General features: G+C 41.1%; 19 protein-coding genes and 1 other annotated feature. Of the genes, 2 read left to right on the forward strand and 17 right to left on the reverse strand.

What is annotated here, in order from left to right:
• Positions 1-4: 4 nt before the first annotated feature.
• Genes nadA through nadB form a run of 3 tightly spaced genes read right to left on the reverse strand, consistent with a single transcriptional unit; the run spans position 5 to position 3523 of the window.
• A complete protein-coding gene (gene nadA, locus JNUCC23_RS15770) occupies positions 5-1111 on the reverse strand; it encodes a quinolinate synthase NadA (RefSeq protein WP_403069419.1) in 1107 nt (368 codons plus the stop codon).
• Positions 1111-1959, reverse strand: coding sequence for a carboxylating nicotinate-nucleotide diphosphorylase (gene nadC / locus JNUCC23_RS15775; protein WP_403069416.1), 849 nt, complete (start codon positions 1957-1959; stop codon positions 1111-1113). The genes nadA and nadC overlap by 1 nt, the downstream gene beginning before the upstream one ends.
• Positions 1940-3523 (reverse strand): L-aspartate oxidase, encoded by a 1584-nt coding sequence (nadB, locus tag JNUCC23_RS15780; protein WP_454212338.1) that lies wholly within the window; start codon positions 3521-3523, stop codon positions 1940-1942. Before nadB ends, nadC begins: the two co-directional genes overlap by 20 nt.
• Before the next feature lie 115 nt (positions 3524-3638).
• Here nadB and JNUCC23_RS15785 point away from each other — a divergent pair, with 115 nt between their 5' ends.
• Together JNUCC23_RS15785 and JNUCC23_RS15790 are read left to right on the forward strand one after the other, a co-directional pair.
• Positions 3639-4760, forward strand: coding sequence for an IscS subfamily cysteine desulfurase (locus JNUCC23_RS15785; RefSeq protein ID WP_454212340.1), 1122 nt, complete (start codon positions 3639-3641; stop codon positions 4758-4760).
• A gap of 53 nt (positions 4761-4813) precedes the next feature.
• The gene (locus tag JNUCC23_RS15790; RefSeq protein WP_403069407.1) at positions 4814-5347 is read left to right on the forward strand and encodes a transcription repressor NadR; all 534 of its coding nucleotides are present in this window, start codon (positions 4814-4816) and stop codon (positions 5345-5347) included.
• 142 nt (positions 5348-5489) lie between these two features.
• On the opposite strand, the gene pheA is transcribed toward JNUCC23_RS15790, so the two are convergent.
• From pheA to mreC, 14 genes are all read right to left on the reverse strand, one after another.
• Complete coding sequence (gene pheA / locus JNUCC23_RS15795; RefSeq protein WP_062177220.1) at positions 5490-6365, reverse strand: prephenate dehydratase; 876 nt, start codon at positions 6363-6365, stop codon at positions 5490-5492.
• A gap of 204 nt (positions 6366-6569) precedes the next feature.
• A complete protein-coding gene (locus JNUCC23_RS15800; protein ID WP_062177217.1) occupies positions 6570-7022 on the reverse strand; it encodes an ACT domain-containing protein in 453 nt (150 codons plus the stop codon).
• Between the two features lie 87 nt (positions 7023-7109).
• The gene (gene obgE / locus JNUCC23_RS15805) at positions 7110-8399 is read right to left on the reverse strand and encodes a GTPase ObgE (protein ID WP_062177214.1); all 1290 of its coding nucleotides are present in this window, start codon (positions 8397-8399) and stop codon (positions 7110-7112) included.
• A 30-nt stretch (positions 8400-8429) separates the two neighbouring features.
• Positions 8430-8987 (reverse strand): Spo0B C-terminal domain-containing protein, encoded by a 558-nt coding sequence (locus tag JNUCC23_RS15810; RefSeq protein ID WP_062177211.1) that lies wholly within the window; start codon positions 8985-8987, stop codon positions 8430-8432.
• 612 nt (positions 8988-9599) lie between these two features.
• Positions 9600-9890 carry a 50S ribosomal protein L27 gene (gene rpmA / locus JNUCC23_RS15815; protein WP_049682444.1) on the reverse strand — a complete coding sequence of 97 codons (291 nt, stop codon included), beginning with the start codon at positions 9888-9890 and terminating at the stop codon, positions 9600-9602.
• Positions 9891-9902: 12 nt separating this feature from the next.
• On the reverse strand, positions 9903-10235 hold the full coding sequence (locus JNUCC23_RS15820) for a ribosomal-processing cysteine protease Prp (protein WP_403069400.1): 333 nt from the start codon (positions 10233-10235) through the stop codon (positions 9903-9905).
• An 11-nt stretch (positions 10236-10246) separates the two neighbouring features.
• Complete coding sequence (gene rplU, locus JNUCC23_RS15825) at positions 10247-10555, reverse strand: 50S ribosomal protein L21 (RefSeq protein ID WP_062177208.1); 309 nt, start codon at positions 10553-10555, stop codon at positions 10247-10249.
• 13 nt (positions 10556-10568) lie between these two features.
• Positions 10569-10650: a sequence feature (ribosomal protein L21 leader region), on the reverse strand.
• Positions 10651-10692: 42 nt separating this feature from the next.
• A complete protein-coding gene (locus tag JNUCC23_RS15830) occupies positions 10693-12180 on the reverse strand; it encodes an Rne/Rng family ribonuclease (RefSeq protein WP_454212344.1) in 1488 nt (495 codons plus the stop codon).
• 43 nt (positions 12181-12223) lie between these two features.
• The gene (locus JNUCC23_RS15835; protein ID WP_454212346.1) at positions 12224-13090 is read right to left on the reverse strand and encodes a M50 family metallopeptidase; all 867 of its coding nucleotides are present in this window, start codon (positions 13088-13090) and stop codon (positions 12224-12226) included.
• On the reverse strand, positions 13083-13853 hold the full coding sequence (locus JNUCC23_RS15840) for a peptidoglycan DD-metalloendopeptidase family protein (protein ID WP_454212348.1): 771 nt from the start codon (positions 13851-13853) through the stop codon (positions 13083-13085). The genes JNUCC23_RS15835 and JNUCC23_RS15840 overlap by 8 nt, the downstream gene beginning before the upstream one ends.
• A 309-nt stretch (positions 13854-14162) precedes the next feature.
• The gene (gene minD / locus JNUCC23_RS15845) at positions 14163-14966 is read right to left on the reverse strand and encodes a septum site-determining protein MinD (RefSeq protein WP_403069387.1); all 804 of its coding nucleotides are present in this window, start codon (positions 14964-14966) and stop codon (positions 14163-14165) included.
• 2 nt (positions 14967-14968) lie between these two features.
• Complete coding sequence (gene minC, locus JNUCC23_RS15850) at positions 14969-15652, reverse strand: septum site-determining protein MinC (protein WP_403069384.1); 684 nt, start codon at positions 15650-15652, stop codon at positions 14969-14971.
• 257 nt (positions 15653-15909) lie between these two features.
• Entirely contained in the window at positions 15910-16428 is a 519-nt protein-coding gene (gene mreD, locus JNUCC23_RS15855; protein WP_062177189.1) for a rod shape-determining protein MreD, read from the reverse strand.
• Positions 16425-17291: a rod shape-determining protein MreC gene (gene mreC, locus JNUCC23_RS15860; protein ID WP_403069380.1), complete on the reverse strand. Its 867-nt coding sequence runs from the start codon at positions 17289-17291 to the stop codon at positions 16425-16427. The genes mreD and mreC overlap by 4 nt, the downstream gene beginning before the upstream one ends.
• Between the last annotated feature and the right edge of the window lie 15 nt (positions 17292-17306).

Raw genomic sequence — 17306 nt, forward strand, 5'->3', positions numbered from 1 at the left:
AAGCTTACGCACGTTCAAGCATGCGATTTAAGGCAAGAATGGCATCCTTGGCGATTTTTTGTGGCACTTCAATTGGATTAAACCGAACGCCATTTACAATCGATTCCAAAGACCATAGTAAATGAGGTAAATCAATACGGTTCATCGTCAAGCAGGGACACATATTGGGATTTAAAGAAATGATTTTTTTATCTGGATACTTGCTGATTAACCGTTTGACAAGATTCATTTCTGTGCCAATCGCCCACTCACTACCGGGACTTGCTTTTTCAATTTTATCGATAATATAAGATGTCGAACCGGCATAGTCGGACTTCTCGACAACTTCTCTGCGACATTCTGGGTGAACAATGATATTCATCCCAGGACGCTCTTTTCGTAATGCTTCAATATTCTTTGTTGTGAAATTTTCATGAACGGAACAATGTCCCTTCCACAATAGCACGAGTACATCCTCAACGTTTCCATCATAAATCAGTTCATCCTTATATGGATCCCAGACTGCCATTTTATCGAGAGGGATACCAAGATCATAAGCGGTATTTCTCCCTAAATGCTGATCAGGTAAAAATAAAATTCGTTGCTTTTCGGAAAACGCCCACGACACCATTTCTTTGGCGTTTGATGAGGTGACGGTCGCTCCGCCATTTTTGCCGACAAAAGCTTTAATGGCTGCTGTTGAATTGACATAGGTAAGTGGCAAAATCGTGTCACCGTACATCGCCGAAAGCTTTGACCAGGCTCGTTCCGTTTGCTCAATATCGGCCATATCCGCCATCGAACACCCTGCTCGCATATCTGGTAAAATGACTGTTTGCTCACGTGTTGTCAATATATCAGCCGTTTCCGCCATAAAGTGAACACCGCAAAACACGATCGATTCCGCCTCACGGTTTTGGGCAGCAAGCTGTGCCAGTTGCAGGGAATCCCCTGTTACATCAGCGAACTGAATGACTTCCTCACGTTGATAATGATGACCTGGAATAAACAATCGTCCACCAAGTTCTTTCTTAATTTCCCAAACACGGGCTTCCATTTGTTCGTTTGACATTGTTTTATACGTTTCAGGTAAAACATTGGTTGACGCTTGTACCATATCCAAAATACTCATTACAGAACCTCCTCGCATTCCATTACTTTTGCGCTAATATCCAATGCCCGAACACTATGTGTCAGACTACCCAGCGAAATAAAATCAACATTTGTCTCGCGGTACAAGGCTAAAGTGTGCAATGTGATGCCCCCAGATGCTTCCGTTATAATATGGGGTGGCACGAGTTTGACAAGGTCTGCAATTTCTTCTGGCGTTCTATTATCAAACATAATAATATCAGCACCCGCTGCCACTGCTTCTCTTACTTGTTCTGCTGATTCTGTTTCTACTTCAATTTTCACGGTATGACCAAGCTTCGATTTCGCGATTTCAACTGCTTTTGTGATTGATCCGGCGAAAGAAATATGGTTATCCTTAATCATGACAGCATCATATAATCCGTAGCGATGATTATAAGCCCCACCAGAACGGACCGCATATTTTTCAAGCATCCGCAGGCCTGGCGTTGTTTTTCGTGTATCACAAGCTTTCGTCTTCGTTCCTTCTAATAAGGTACAAGCTTGCCTAGAAGCCGTAGCAATACTAGACATTCTTTGCACTAAATTAAGAACGACCCGCTCTCCCTTCAGCAGTGCTGCCATGTTGCCCGTGATGGAAACGAGTGTACAGCCTGCTTCAAACGCTTCGCCATCTTGTACGAAAAGCTCGATCAACACATCCTCATCCAGTAAAGAAAAGCCGGTCTTAATCACATCACTTCCTGAAAAAACACCTTTTTCCTTCGCTAAAAACGTTAATGTGCCACGCTCATCTTTAGCAAACAATGTATCACTCGTTACATCACGTTCACCGATGTCTTCTATGAAAAATGCTTCCAATACTTGCTTAAGCTTTAATTTGTTCATAAAGTTCCCGACCTTTCAATGGATGGATGGCTCGATTTCGGTCAAGTACAACAGATTCCTCACGCCACTCCTCATTATTTTCAAGCGGATAGTCTGTTCGAAAATGACCACCTCTACTTTCGGTTCTCTCTAATGCAGAATAAGCAATCAACCACGACACGATTATCGCGTTGATTTTATCTAGTTCACCTAAAGAAAGCCTTGTCACATCAACATGCAATAATGCTTTCAGATCAAATGATTCCAGCCACAATAGTAGCCTGGAAAGATTCGCTTGATTACGAACGATTCCTGCATCATTCATTATATTTGCTTGTATCTCTGTTAGATTAGGTAAAACGAGTTGCGATTCCGCTCGTTTTGTTTCCTTTTTTTCAACAGGCCAAACTCGTTCAGGTGCTTCTGCAAGATACTTGCCTAACAACTTGCCATAAACGAGTCCTTCAAGCAGAGAATTGCTCGCAAGGCGGTTCGCACCATGAACACCCGTACAAGCCACTTCTCCTACTGCATATAGCCCTTGAACAGACGTTTTTCCCCATTCATCTACTTCAATGCCACCCATTAAAAAATGATTTCCTGGAGCAACCGGAATCCTCGCCTTTGTTAGATCCAGCCCATTATTTTCACAAAGCGCTGCAATGGTCGGAAACCGTTTGTTGAAATCAGCAATCATCGAAATATCTAGATATACTTGTTCGCCATTTTTCAAATAAGCATAAATCGTTTGCGCGACAATATGACGGGGAGCAAGCTCTTTTTGCGGATGCACATCGCTCATAATTCGCTGCCCTCTTTCTGTAATCAGCACTGCCCCTTCTCCCCGAACAGCTTCGGACACTAACCCTACGGTTTTGCCATTTATGTAAAGCAAAGTCGGATGAAATTGAATAAATTCCATATCTCGAATTCTCGCTCCTGCTTTAAAAGCTAACGCAATGCCATCACCGCTCACAGTAGGTGAATTGGAAGTGAAACGAAACAGTGATCCACAGCCCCCGGTTGCCAACACCACTGCTTTCGCATAAAGGGATTCAACTTTCCCCTCTTTGCTCATCGTTTTGACGCCGATACATGAGTCGTCTTGTCCGAGAATTAATTCAATCGCCGCTGTATACTCCATCACTTGTATGGAAGATTTAGCTAATTGCTGCAAAATATGTTCCATCAGATGTTGGCCTGTTGCATCACCATGACGATGGAGAATCCTTCTTTGACTATGCGCACCTTCCAATCCAAGCAATGGCACGCCCTGTTTGTCACAATCAAACTCCATCCCTGAATGCATAAGTTCTTGAATCACGCCAGGACCTTCTGTCACAAGCTTTTCAACAGCAAGCCGATTATTGTAATGGCGACCAGCACAAACTGTATCTATTTTATGTAGCTCAGGTTTATCCTCATTTGCGATCGCACAAGCAATGCCACCTTGAGCTAAATAGGAATTACTTTGTCTAAGCTCTGATTTTGTGATGAGTATCACATGTTTAGTCTTGCTAGCTCTAAGCGCCGTCTGCATAGCCGCAACACCACTACCGACTATCAGTACATCCACCGGGTCCATATTTCCGCCTCCTGTACAAACAGATGTCTTGACACATATCTTTACATACTATTAAATGATTTACAAGAGTTTTTTTCTAGCAGTCTATTTAACTAAGAATGTGGATGTGGACATATTGAAATATTTTGACTATGCAGCAACAACACCCATGGATCCTGATGCAATGAAGATCTGGATCGAAGCTTCACAACGTTACTTCGGCAATAGCGCAAGCCTTCATGATATCGGGACTGATGCTTCTGGACTGCTTGATGTATCACGGCAACAACTTGCCCAAATTCTCGGGGTAAAAAAAGAGAGTGTTGTCTTTACAAGTGGTGGGACTGAAAGTAACATCCTTGCCTTAGAGACTTTTTTAGCTTCACAAAACCGAACGCAAAACCATATCATAATCAGTCAAACGGAACACGCTTCTTTAGCAAATTACGTGAAAAAACTTGCAGAAACCGGCTATGAAGTCACGTATTTACGGCATTTGGAAGATGGAAGAGTTGATGTAGATCACCTATGTGAATGTATAAATGAACGGACATGCATGGTCATTGTTCAGCATATCAACTCTGAAACTGGCGTCATTCAACCGATTATAGAAATTGGTCAGATCACACAAGAACGAGGAATTTTCCTACATGTCGATTGTGTACAATCGTTTGGGAAGTTTCCGCTTCAATCCATATGTGCGCTTTGCGATAGCCTTAGTATATCTAGTCATAAAGTGTATGGACCAAAGGGCGTTGGTGCCGTAATTTTCCCCAAAATTAGCGAGCTTACCCCACCGATTCCCAATATGACACATGAAGCAGGCTTTCGTGCTGGGACAGTCAATGTTCCTGGCATTGCCGCCTTTATTACGGCAGCGAACGCTCTTGTAGACCAGCAAAAGCAAGAGTTCATTCGAATTCAAGCATTACGCGATCTTTGCCTGAATCAGCTTTCCGACCATACTATGGATGTTCAAGTTATTGAATCTTCCTCCCAATCGCCATACATTCTTGCGCTTACGTGTAGAGGTTTACAAGGCCAATATATGTTGCTGGAATTAAATCGAATGGGGTTTAGTGTATCAACAGGAAGTGCTTGTCAAATCGGAAAACAAGATCCTTCAAGAACGATGATGGCACTCGGAAAATCAGAAGAAGACGCACATCAGCTCATTCGGATTTCATTTGGCAAAAGTACAACGGAAGATGATGTTCAAAATCTAAGTCAAGGTATCATCGACATTATTACGGTTTAGGAGTCTCTTATGGTAAACTGGGGATATCGATAATTACGTTAAGGAGCGGTACAATGACAGAAAGAAAGAAATTGTTAGGGGAAGAAAGACGGGGAAAACTACTAAGTTTACTGCAAACATCCGAGCAGCCGATTACAGGAAGCACACTCTCGAAAATGACCAATGTAAGCCGGCAAGTGATTGTAAGCGATATTACCTTGCTCAAAGCTAGAAATGAGCCAATCGTCGCCACAAGTCAAGGCTATATATATTTGCAATCAAAAAAGCCAACCATGCATGAACGCACTGTCGCATGCAATCATGATCCGTCACTCACTGAAACCGAATTAAATCTACTTGTTGACCTTGGTATTATGGTAAAGGATGTAAAAGTTGAACATCCCGTGTACGGCGATTTAACAGCTTCGATTATGGTGGCCAATCGCAAGGAAGTTCAGCAATTCTTGGAGAAAGTTTCGCAAACGAAAGCCGCCTATTTGTCTGAATTGACGAACGGCATTCATTTACATACGATTGCCGCATCGTCTGAGGAACTCCTCAATGAAGCAGAGGCAGCACTCAAGAAAGCAGACATCCTTATTGATTAAAGATGTCTCTTAGATAGCAAAGGGTCAGACCCCGCAACAATTAAATACAGTATAAGATACGTTCATGAGACACTACATACTGATATAAAGTGCGAGGTCAGACCCTTTTAGTTTTCTCGTTCATTTTTCTTTCTTTTAATATTCACTTCTGCATGACGCCACTTTTAACGGAGAAGCTAGGATAGGAACCAAGAATTGAAACTTTGCATCCCAATGCCTCTAGCTCAGCAATCGTTCCTGGAATCAACACTTCGTCCATTGCCATTTCCACGTCAATAATAAAGAGGTAATCACCAAGACCCGTTTTCATTGGCCGAGACTCGATTTTAGAAAGATTCAGCTTCCTCCAAGCAAATGCAGATAACACCTGATGCAGCGCTCCGGTATAATCCGCTGGCAGCATAACCATAAGCGTCGTTTTCCTTCCACCTTCCGCCGCCAAATGACCATGATAGGCTACCTCTTCACGAGAAACGACAACGAACTTCGTGTGATTATGGGAATAATCATGAACATTACGATTCGTGATGACTAGTCCATATTCCTCCGCTGCCATCTCATTGGCAATCGCCGCAATTTTCCGCTCTGGATTCTCTTTGACCATTTTTGCCGCTGCTGCCGTTGACGTTGTATATTCATAAGGAATCCCTTTCAACTCGCGATGCAAAAATTTATGACATTGCGCGATCGCATGGGAATGGGAATAGACGATATCCGGTTTAAATGCCAGATCATTATGAGTAGGATGAACCATATAATGTTGCTGAATCGGGATAATAATTTCTCCCCGTATCGGCAACTGTGCTTCATGGGTTAAATAATCAATCGTGATGTTGACAGAACCTTCCAACGCATTCTCAATTGGAACGAGAGCAAGTTTCACCTCTCCTTTTTCCACTGCATCTAGACAGTCAAGAATCGTCGGCATCGGGATCTTCTTTGCATCAGGAAAAAGCTGAGAAACCGCTAAATCCGTGAATGTTGCCTTTGGGCCCAAGAAAGCAATTTCATATGTCATGTAAACAAACTCCTTTTTCACGAAAATAATGTCTATATTATGCTATATTCTGATATTTTACAATAGTTTTGCAACAAAAGGTGAAAAAATGCAAGAATGATTGCATGAAAATGAGAATATGCGTCGGATTTGGGAGTTATGCGTCAACTATGGGTTTTTCTATAGAAAAACCCCCACGCACACAAAATGCATGGGGGCTACCAATCACGTACCAGACCCTAGTACTTCTACCTTTTCGACAAACTCCATTTTCCTGAAATTCGTCATCATTTCATCCACTCCAACCTTCATCGCGCTTGCGTCGAGTGATAACGTCACATTGGCTCGACCTTGAAGCGGGATTGTTTGGTGAATGGTTAACACATTACAGCCGGATGATGCGACGACACGCAGCAACTCTGATAAAGTTCCGGAGCGATCTTCCAAATAAAAGAATAACGTAATCAACTTTTCCTTGACAATCGTATGAAACGGAAAAACGGTATCGCGGTATTTATAATAAGCACTTCTACTCAAATCTACCCGTTGGACGGCTTCCCAGACTGATTCAGCTTTGCCTCTTTCAATCATTTCCTTTGCATCCAGCGTTTTCTTCATCGCTTCCGGCAGCACATCTTCTCTGACCAAGAAGAATCGTTTATCAATTTTATTCGCCATGCTCGCACCCCCAACTCTATGACTCCGAATTTTATAAAAGTCATTTTCTTATAGCTTTCTGTTATCACAAACTGTCTAAACTATTTCTTATTCCACAAACTCAAATTCATATTCCAGAATTCGGACGGTCACACCATTTGTCGCTCCACGCTTACGTAATGCTTCATCTACACCGAAAGTACGTAGCTGTCTTGCAAAACGACGAATCGATTCATCGCGAGTGAAATCAGTCATTTTGAATAAGCGTTCAATTTTGAATCCAGAAACATTGAAGCTTCCATCTGAATCACGTGTAATTTCAAATTCATCTTGCGCTGATTCATGCTTGTACATGACACGGTGAACGCCTGTCTCTTCTTCTTCATGCTCAAGCAGGAACTCTGGTGTTTCTTCGATTTTATCTACAACAGCATATAAAAGTTCACGAATTCCTTCACGTGTAACAGCTGAAATTGGGAAGATTGGATAGTCATCTGTCAATTGTTCTTTGAAATTCTGCAGATTTTCTTCTGAATCAGGCATATCCATCTTGCTTGCCACAATGACTTGTGGACGCTCAGTAAGTCTGAGATTGTATTCCTGAAGTTCTTTATTGATTGTCAGATAATCTTCGTACGGATCTCTTCCTTCAAGTCCTGACATATCAATAACATGAACGATTACGCGCGTTCTTTCGATATGACGTAAAAATTGATGTCCGAGTCCAACACCCTCTGAAGCTCCTTCAATCAAACCAGGCAAGTCAGCCATAACAAAGCTACGGCCATCTTCCGTTTCAACCATACCAAGATTCGGAACAATCGTAGTAAAATGATATTCAGCAATCTTCGGACGTGCAGCAGAAACAACCGAAAGCAAGGTTGATTTACCAACACTCGGGAATCCAACTAACCCTGCATCAGCAAGTAATTTAAGCTCAAGTACAATATTCCGTTCTTGCCCTGGCTCACCGTTTTCAGCAATTTCCGGAGCTGGATTCGCTGAAGTCGCAAAGCGAGAATTACCACGCCCGCCACGTCCACCTTTTGCGATGATCGCACGCTGACCATGTTCGACTAAATCGGCAATGACCTCTTTCGTATCTTCGTCCATAACAACTGTACCAGGTGGAACTTTAACAATCATGTCGCTAGCGTTTTTGCCGTGCATATTTTTTGACATGCCGTGCTCGCCGCGTGGTGCTTTGAAATGGCGCTGATAACGGAAATCCATCAGTGTCCGTAATCCTTCTTCTACCTCAAATACAACATTCGCGCCGTGCCCGCCATCTCCCCCAGCTGGTCCGCCCATTGGTACATATTTTTCTCTTCGGTAAGCAACGATTCCGTTCCCACCGTCGCCACCTTTTACAAATACTTTGGTTTGATCGATAAACATGCTATCACTTCCTTATCTCTGTATGTAATCCTAAGATGTCTTCTGTTTCATTTTAATATCCATCGTAAAATAGACAAGTTGCTCTGTCGCTTCCTCGAGATCTATCTTCTGATTATCCACTAATGAATTCTGCAAAAACTCAACAATTGATGATACATCTTTTATCTTTCCCTGTACATCAAAGGAAAATCGGATTAAATCGGTACTTACATTTTTATCAATATTGATTGATAATCTATTTTCACAATAAGTATCCAGCTGTTCTTCAAGAATCTGAAAAAAATTCTTTGTCCAATCGTACATCATTTGGTCCAACACGCTCGTACCTTGCACAAGATCAATTACTTCGAATTCACTTTGAAACACACTATATGTCCAATTAGCTGTCAGCAAAAGTTCGCTAAATTTAGGCATATCTATACTGGATATCTTTGCCTCATGCTGAGCCACTATAATGATATCATCAATAATTGCCTTCACACGGTCGGGTTTGCTTAGTTCCAAGTTGCCCTTTATTAATTGAATTTTATTCAGCCAGTCATGTCGTGAATGGCGTAGAATTTCAACGGTTGTCCATTCTTTTTCCATAAATGATTTACTCCTACTATTTCGTATTAGGCTCTGTCATGTATTTCTAAATGGATAATAACTTCACTTCTTACGTATTTTGATAAGTAGCTAGCGCAAAGCATTTCACCTGATTTATGTGCTTCCGCTTGTCGCCAATAAACGGCGCCTTCCACTTTTCTTATGATTATATCAAATATTCGTGAAGTGCGGATAGTAGGAGATTAATTATTATCCTTACATGAACCAGCTTCCAAAAAACTCTTTTTGTATGAAGGACATAGGACGGGGCTTCGCTACTTACTAATATAGCTCATCTACTTAGCAGGTATACTATTTTTATTAAAGGAAGTATCCCAAATTCCGGCTCCGCACCGCCACCATTATAATAAGGTGAGTGTAGCGTGCTACATGATTGATCCTTCATGGAAAGTCTCGGTTCTTATTGAACACATACATATAAGTTCTTTGGACGATGGCAGAGCATGTTCAACCATTTTTCAATCATAAAAAAGGGTCAGACCCCTTCTTCACGATATACAGCAAACCATTCATGCAAATGTCGCGATATATTGTGTTTATAGAAGGAATCAGACCCTTTAAAGCAAAGCCTTCTTATTCAAGATGTAAGGATTATGCTTCTTGTGCTGCTGGATACACGCTTACTTTTTTACGGTCACGTCCGAAACGTTCGAATTTAACAACTCCGTCCACTTTCGCGAATAGAGTATCATCTCCGCCACGTCCAACGTTTTCACCCGGGTAGATTTTCGTTCCGCGTTGACGGTATAAAATAGAACCACCAGATACGAATTGACCATCTGCACGTTTAGCGCCTAAACGCTTTGATTGTGAGTCACGACCGTTTCTTGTAGAACCTACTCCCTTTTTGGAAGCAAAGAACTGTAAGTCTAATCTTAACATATGTTCCACCTCCTAATGTTTTAGGATAATTTTCATGTATTTTCCGTAATCACGTTCGATCGTCTGAAGTGATATAAGCATACTGTTCAAGAGTAGCTGTACCTTCTCCTGTGCATCATCCGAAATCGAATCCGGAATGACACAGCGAAGATATCCGCCGTCTTGCCCTTGCTCAATCTCAGGCTTTACATCCGTTAAAGACATAATCGCATTGACAGCTCCAAAGGAAACCGCTGATGCACCTGCACAAACAAGATCTGAACCTTTTTTAGCGAAATTAGCATGTCCACTCATCGTAAACGATTTGATTACATTTTGTGGAGCATTAAATGTTACTGTGATCATAATAATCAGCCTTACGCGTTGATCGCTTCGATAACAACTTTAGTGTATGGTTGACGATGACCTTGTTTTTTGTGGTAGTTCTTCTTCGATTTGTATTTGAAAACCGTGATTTTCTTTTGTTTCCCTTGTTTTTCGACTTTACCTGTTACAGTAGCGCCGTCAACTAGTGGAGCACCAACTTTCACGTTTTCGCCACCTACGAATAAAACTTTGTCAAATGTAACAGTGTCGCCTGCTTCTACATTTAATTTTTCAATGTAAACTGCTTCGCCTGCTGCTACTTTAATTTGTTTACCGCCAGTTTCAATAATTGCGTACATACCTGCACCTCCTTGAATGTCTCAGACTCGCCAATCATAGGCGTTTTGCAAAAAGCAAAAGCTTGTGAACCTACTATGAGCGGTTGTAGCACGGGTGCTACAAACATAACAGTACGATATTATCATATATTCATGAATTATGTCAATAGATTTTCCCGTACTTTCATCAGTTCGTTCTTTGTTCCAAATCGTTTAATTTCATATCGATGATCATTCCCTTGCAGAATCGTGACAAGAATTTCTTTGCGAAGCATCTCTTCAAGAACCGGCTTGTAAGAGTCATTTTCGCCAAACAAGATGGCTATTACAGCATCGTTCGCTTCAATCAAAACGGCTTCCTCTTCAAGCTTGCGATGTTCCATCAGTTCACGCTCGAGCCTGAAGGCAACCGTTTCTGCGCTATCCACCTTGCCAGTACCGAGACATGTAGGGCAAGCTATCATTAATTTTTCGCTTAGTGAAGTGGATGTTCGTTTTCTCGTCAATTGAAAAATCCCAAGCTCTGTAAAACCAAACAATTGAACACGCATTTCATCCTGTTTCGTTATTGTTTTCAGCATATCGAAAATCGCGCGGCGGTGCTCGGCTTGTTCCATATTGATAAAATCAATCAAGATAATCCCACTAATATTCCGAAGTCGTAGTTGATAAGCAATCTCTTTTGCCGCTTGCATATTCGTTTCAAATAGCGTCTGTTCCTTCTGGGCTTTTCCGGTAAATTTCCCCGTATTCACATCAACAACTGTGAAGGCTTCCGTTTCTTCAAAAATAAGATAGCTGCCATTCTTTAACCGAACAACTTGCTTCAACGCTTGCTCTGCATCACTTTCAATGCCTGCTTGAGAAAAAATATTTACCGGTCCTGTTTCATAAAAAATCGCCCAGTCACTTTCATGATCTTCCTGCCACTTTTTCAATTCCTGAAAACAAGTGAAATCATCAACATGAAGCTCCCCACCTGGAACATCGGTCATTTCTGTCAAAATACTTTCAAGAAATGAATCTCTGCGCCACACAAGAGTAGGCTTTTTTAATGAGGTAGCTTTTTTGAGCAATTGGGCATATTTCTCTCGCTGTGTATGTAGCTGCTTTAGAAATACAGCCTCGCTTTTTCCTTCCATCGCTGTTCGAATAATGAGCCCTTCATCTGCTTTCTTATGTGTAAAGGCCATACTTCGCCATTGATTTTGACTTTCCAGGCTTTTGAATTTTCTCGACACGCCGACATAATCAATTCCGTGAATATAAACAACATGATTGCTGGAAAATTCAATCAATCCTGTCAACTTGGCTCCTTTTGTCCCCGTTTCATCACGGGTCACCTGAACAAGCAGTTTTTCCCCTTCACGTATGTACTGGTTGACCGAGCTTTTCTGTGTGCCGTTTCGTTTCGCTTCTTGATAAGATGGAAGCTCATCACGATACAAAAATCCACTCTTTTTTTCTCCATAATCAATAAACGCCGCCTCCATGCCTGGCAGAACTTTCGTCACTTTACCAAGGTAAACGTTACCGACGCTACTAGCATGATCGGGCGGCACAACTTCTAATTTAGTGATACGTCCATTTTCTATACAGGCGTATCTTTTTTCTCGTGTAGATAAATTGGCAATTAGCTTTTTCATGATAAAATCCCTTCAAACAATGTGTGTTGCAAGAATATCACATTTAATACGCATATAACAATTCACCGATTTTCCCGTTGGTCATTTTATTGGTAAAATAGGCGTGAAGAAGCTCATTTTCATCTAACGAACCGCTTTCCTGACCATTTTTCATCACAATGACTGGGTGTTTACATCCGCGCTGAAATTTTTCCAGCACTTTGTAAATCATCTCATTCTCATCGACTTGAATCGGTTCAAGCCTTGTTAAATCCACACTTCTGCCGTAATGGCGATCAAGTAGAAAACGAATGAACGCATAATAACGCTGACGCCATTCCATCGCAAGCGTGATTCCGATAAAGCAGGCAATAATCCATACGTTCAAATTGAAAGAAATCAATAGAACCGATAGAATCAGACCGGCGGTTGCCAAAATGGCTGAGAAAAGAAGAGTAAACGAATGTGCATCAAGAAAGGATTTTCGCTTTGATAAACCTAGAAACAATAATTTGCCACCATCCAAAGGCCAAACAGGAAGCAAGTTGAATATCATCACGGCTGCATTGCTGTAAAAGAATTGCTGATACATCTCATACGGTATAATGGAAAGTGAGTAGAACAAATAGGCAAGTCCGACAAGCCATACATGCTGTACAGGCCCTGCCAAAATGACAATCAAATCTTCCTTTAGTGATTTGTTTCCATACTCATCCGTTTCCAGTGCGCCGCCAAATGGAAGCAACTGAATCGATTTAATCCGCCATTTAAAGAAGTGGGCAGCGGTAGCATGGCCCATTTCATGAACGAAAATAATGACAAAAAACATGAGCATTTGCGTGAAATGTGAAGTCAGTACGGAAATCGCAATCACGAGCCATAATGTAGGATGAATTTTGACTTTCCATAACAGCTTTACTAATTCATTCAAAGGAAATCACCTGTTTAGGATCAATAAATTGATCATTTTTTTTAATTGCCAAATAGAATGTCCCTTTTGAACCGTCTTCACTTGCTGTCACCTTCCCGATTTCAGTGCCTTTTACAACAGGATCATAGAGCTTTACTTCCACTGATTCGAGTTGACCGTACCATGATTCACTTTTATCGGCATGCTTAACCATCACTGTTTTCCCTAAACCTTCCTTCACACCAGCAAACATGACAATCCCTTCATTCAATGCTTCTACGTTTTTAATTTGGGATGTCTCGACCAACACACCTTCCCCGTTCACCTCAAAGCTTTCCGTGATTTTACCAATAACCGGAAGATCGGATTGCTGATCTGAATTGTCTGCAACGGTCCCCGTTTCGGTTTTCTTTTTATCAGGATAAAAAGCAATTGGCTTCCCGAATGTATCTTCATACCATGATGCTACTGTCGCAAACTGGAATTCTTGATTCATCGTGTCTTTCACAACAACTCGCACTTTATCAAGCTGTGTGGACGGATGTTTATAGGCAATGGCCACGAGTAAAAACAAACAAGCCGCTGCAAGAATTTTAAATAAAAACCATTCTTTTTTAAAAAGGGGATAATCATTTCCAGGCGATGGGCTTTCATACGACAAATTGGGACGATATCCATCCGATTCGTCTTGAATCAAATTCGCCCATGCTCCTTGCTGGTTTTGTTCAGCCTGCTTTCTCCGCTTCGCAATCCGATCCTGAATTCTCTTTCTTCGATCATCCATACTTTGGTCCTCCCCCGTCTAATTACTTTGTACAAGTGTATGATGTACTTGTCCGAACTATGACAGTTACAAGGAGGGGGCGTAGGTAAAAACAAGCTTGACACGAGCAGCAACTTTCCTTTTCAAGCATTACGAGCTAGAAATCAAATTTGCGCGCCAGATTGGCAGGTTTGCGTGCCGGAATTTGTACTTTGCGAGCGAAATTCGAGATTTGCTAGCCGAAGCCCAATTTTACGCATACTTCCTGATTTCGACGTATAAGTTCTCTTGCTTCAAAACAAAAACTCCAGCATATGCTGGAGTTTTCGTTTAAGAACCTGCGAATATTTTTTTTATTTTTGCCATTAAGCCTTTTGGTTCATCTTCTATGGATGAAAGCGGAACCGATTCACCTAGAATTCTTCTCGCAATATTGCGGTAAGCAATGGATGCACGGTTATGAGGATCCATGGCAATTGGTTCACCTAGGTTGGATGCTTTAATCACTTGTTCATCATCAAGAACAATACCAATCAAATCAATGGAGAGATGAGTCGTGACTTCATCAATATCCATCATTTCCCCATTCTTCAGCATATGATTGCGAATTCGATTAATGATGAGCTTTGGCGATTCAATATTTTCTTCTTTTTCAAGCAACCCAATGATCCGATCCGCATCACGGACAGCTGATTTTTCTGGAGTGGTTACGACAATCGCTTTATCTGCACCAGCTATCGCATTTTTAAATCCTTGCTCAATTCCAGCCGGACAGTCAATAATGACATAATCATACTCTTGTTTTAATTCGTGAACAAGTTTATGCATTTGTTCAGGAACAATGGATGTTTTGTCCGTCGTTTGAGCAGCTGGAAGAAGATAAAGTCTGTCTTCAAAGCGCTTATCTTTCACTAATGCTTGGTGTATCTTACAGCGCCCTTCTACAACATCAACTAAATCATAAATAATCCGATTTTCTAGTCCCATGACTACATCTAAATTTCTAAGACCAATGTCTGTATCAATCAAACATACTTTTTTGCCAAGAAGAGCTAACGATGTACCTAAATTTGCGGATGTTGTGGTCTTTCCCACCCCACCCTTTCCAGATGTAATAACTATTGCCTCTCCCACGATTAGAGTCCCCCTTCTAATCTAATAAAATTCGGTCTATGGTTCTTAATAGCTTGAATTTTTTCCACAATAATATGGCCCGTTTCATCGACGAAAGCACACTCCATCACATGGCCATCTGCTATATATTTGTCAGGTGCTTTCATGATCTTATCCGCGATTCTTATATGTGATGGTTTCATGACGGAAGCACTAATAAAGCTTTGGCGGTTGCCGTTATGCCCTGCTTGCGCTATCCCTCTAAGAGCACCCATCACGAAAATATTTCCACCGGCTATAATTGTCCCGCCAGGATTCACATCTCCAATCAACAGTAAATCTCCAACAACTTCTAAAATTTGACCCGATCTAATGACTTTAGCAATGGTCGTCATTTGATGTTCATCCTTCCATCGCTTTGCTTCTTCCTTCGTCATCACATTGGAGATGATTTCATCAACAACCAGTTTTTTTTTCTGGCTGATCAATTCTCGGATACTGTTTTTCTGATCTTCAAGCAGATAACGATTTCCTGTATGTACCTTAACGGCAATGCCCGAATCATTTTCTTGAAATTGATAATTTGCAGAAAGCTTTGATTCTAATTCTTTCAATAGCTCAGAAAAAGCACATGAATCATCCAGATGAAGAGTAAGTCCATCTTTCGTGCCTTTTATCATAACATTTTGCTGAATTCTTTTATTCATGACGCATGTTTCACCTCAATGAAAGTATAATTCGACATGACTAGAGATATTTCCTTTTTCTACGCGCATGAAAGTAGAAAAACCGTCACCACTCCTTGGCTTTTCACTTAAAGCCAAGGTAAGTCACCGCATGGCTAGTGTAAGGTTAGACAAAGTCAAGCCTACATTGAAGCCGAACAAGCTCTATGAAGAGTGGATAGCCCTACCTATCTTCTATAGGAAGAGACTATGTACTTTAGGAATGAGTAAGCCAACTTTTACTCGCCAGCTGATTCAAGTTCCTGTTTCTCAATCATACGCTTTAACGGATAAGAAAAAACAATGAGAAAAGCAAGATTTAACAGGAGAGTTGGCACAAGCCTAATTTCCAGAAAAGTATTAAACTCCATATGCGCAAACCCAATCAGAAGATTAATTTGATAGACAATCACTTCTAAAAGCGTAATAAATACGAGCGAAGTAAGAATGGTCACTAGCAGATTGGACTGAAAAATCCTCATGATTTTCGCAATAAGGTAAGCAAAAAATGGAAGCATGAACATGTAAATGCCCAATATTTCTGTATATACGACATCATACATTATACCTAGTATGAAGCCGTATACCATACCCGTTCTTCGCGAACCATAAATGGTAATGAATGCGACAAGAATCATAATGAACCTCGGCACAATAATTTTGTCACCGCCGAATATATCGCCAGCAAGTAGGTTTGCGAATGAACCTTCCATGATAAAGAAAAGAAAGGCAGTGAGAGGAAGGATTAGTCTCTTCATTCTTTACCCTCACCCTTCGCTTCTTCGTCACCTACAACTTCACGTTTGACGACTATGACATTTTTTATATCATAAAAATCCGTGGCAGGTTCGAGATATGCCGTCTGATTCAAGCCGTTTTGATCCACTTTCACTTCGACAACTTTCCCCACAATTAATCGTGATGGAAAAACGCCGCCAAGTCCTGATGTCTCTACAATCGAGCCAATTTTTATTTCTTTATCAAATGGAATCCGCTTCATTAACAAATAGCCTTGCTTGTCATCATACCCTTCGATGATTCCGTTCGCTGCATCTTGTTGTACAATAGAGGCTGAAATTTTATTATTCGGATCTCCGGAACTAACCAGCTGTACAGTTGCGGTAGTAGGAGTCGTACTCTTTATCTTACCGATTAATCCATCCGCTGTAATGACTGCCATATTCGTTTCTATCCCATTCATCTCGCCTTTATTAATCGTAATTAACTCATTCCAACGATCTGGATTTCGGCCAATGACTGTCGCTTGAATGGGCGAATACTTACTCAAATCATCTTCCTTATCAAGAATTTTCCGTAAATCTGCATTTTCCTTTTTCAATGCTTGGACTTCTGTTTTTATCTGCACATATTCACCTAAACGGGCTTTAAGCTTTGCATTTTCATCATATGTATTTTGCAGATCGTTCAGATTTTCAAAAAGTCCGGTAACAGCTGAAACTGGTTTATCAAAAGCATTTGCAAACCATCCTGTTGTATCTTTAAAAAATTGTTCCGGCCATGACAATGTTTCGCGTTCTCTCATTGAAAACCCGATTAATGCCACAAGAACAATAATTCCTGCTAATAACAAGATTAATTTTTTGTTAAAAAACTGTGGCATGACAATCTACACCTC

This window comes from Peribacillus sp. JNUCC 23 (genome assembly GCF_053653995.1).

What these genes read in the sequence shown, in the direction of transcription:
- nadA (WP_403069419.1), bottom strand. Translation starts at nt 1,111, where the DNA reads ATGAGTATTTTGGATATGGTACAAGCGTCAACCAATGTTTTACCTGAA.
- nadC (WP_403069416.1), bottom strand. Translation starts at nt 1,959, where the DNA reads ATGAACAAATTAAAGCTTAAGCAAGTATTGGAAGCATTTTTCATAGAA.
- nadB (WP_454212338.1), bottom strand. Translation starts at nt 3,523, where the DNA reads ATGGACCCGGTGGATGTACTGATAGTCGGTAGTGGTGTTGCGGCTATG.
- JNUCC23_RS15790 (WP_403069407.1), top strand. Translation starts at nt 4,814, where the DNA reads ATGACAGAAAGAAAGAAATTGTTAGGGGAAGAAAGACGGGGAAAACTA.
- pheA (WP_062177220.1), bottom strand. Translation starts at nt 6,365, where the DNA reads ATGACATATGAAATTGCTTTCTTGGGCCCAAAGGCAACATTCACGGAT.
- JNUCC23_RS15800 (WP_062177217.1), bottom strand. Translation starts at nt 7,022, where the DNA reads ATGGCGAATAAAATTGATAAACGATTCTTCTTGGTCAGAGAAGATGTG.
- obgE (WP_062177214.1), bottom strand. Translation starts at nt 8,399, where the DNA reads ATGTTTATCGATCAAACCAAAGTATTTGTAAAAGGTGGCGACGGTGGG.
- JNUCC23_RS15810 (WP_062177211.1), bottom strand. Translation starts at nt 8,987, where the DNA reads ATGGAAAAAGAATGGACAACCGTTGAAATTCTACGCCATTCACGACAT.
- rpmA (WP_049682444.1), bottom strand. Translation starts at nt 9,890, where the DNA reads ATGTTAAGATTAGACTTACAGTTCTTTGCTTCCAAAAAGGGAGTAGGT.
- JNUCC23_RS15820 (WP_403069400.1), bottom strand. Translation starts at nt 10,235, where the DNA reads ATGATCACAGTAACATTTAATGCTCCACAAAATGTAATCAAATCGTTT.
- rplU (WP_062177208.1), bottom strand. Translation starts at nt 10,555, where the DNA reads ATGTACGCAATTATTGAAACTGGCGGTAAACAAATTAAAGTAGCAGCA.
- JNUCC23_RS15830 (WP_454212344.1), bottom strand. Translation starts at nt 12,180, where the DNA reads ATGAAAAAGCTAATTGCCAATTTATCTACACGAGAAAAAAGATACGCC.
- JNUCC23_RS15840 (WP_454212348.1), bottom strand. Translation starts at nt 13,853, where the DNA reads ATGGATGATCGAAGAAAGAGAATTCAGGATCGGATTGCGAAGCGGAGA.
- minC (WP_403069384.1), bottom strand. Translation starts at nt 15,652, where the DNA reads ATGAATAAAAGAATTCAGCAAAATGTTATGATAAAAGGCACGAAAGAT.
- mreD (WP_062177189.1), bottom strand. Translation starts at nt 16,428, where the DNA reads ATGAAGAGACTAATCCTTCCTCTCACTGCCTTTCTTTTCTTTATCATG.
- mreC (WP_403069380.1), bottom strand. Translation starts at nt 17,291, where the DNA reads ATGCCACAGTTTTTTAACAAAAAATTAATCTTGTTATTAGCAGGAATT.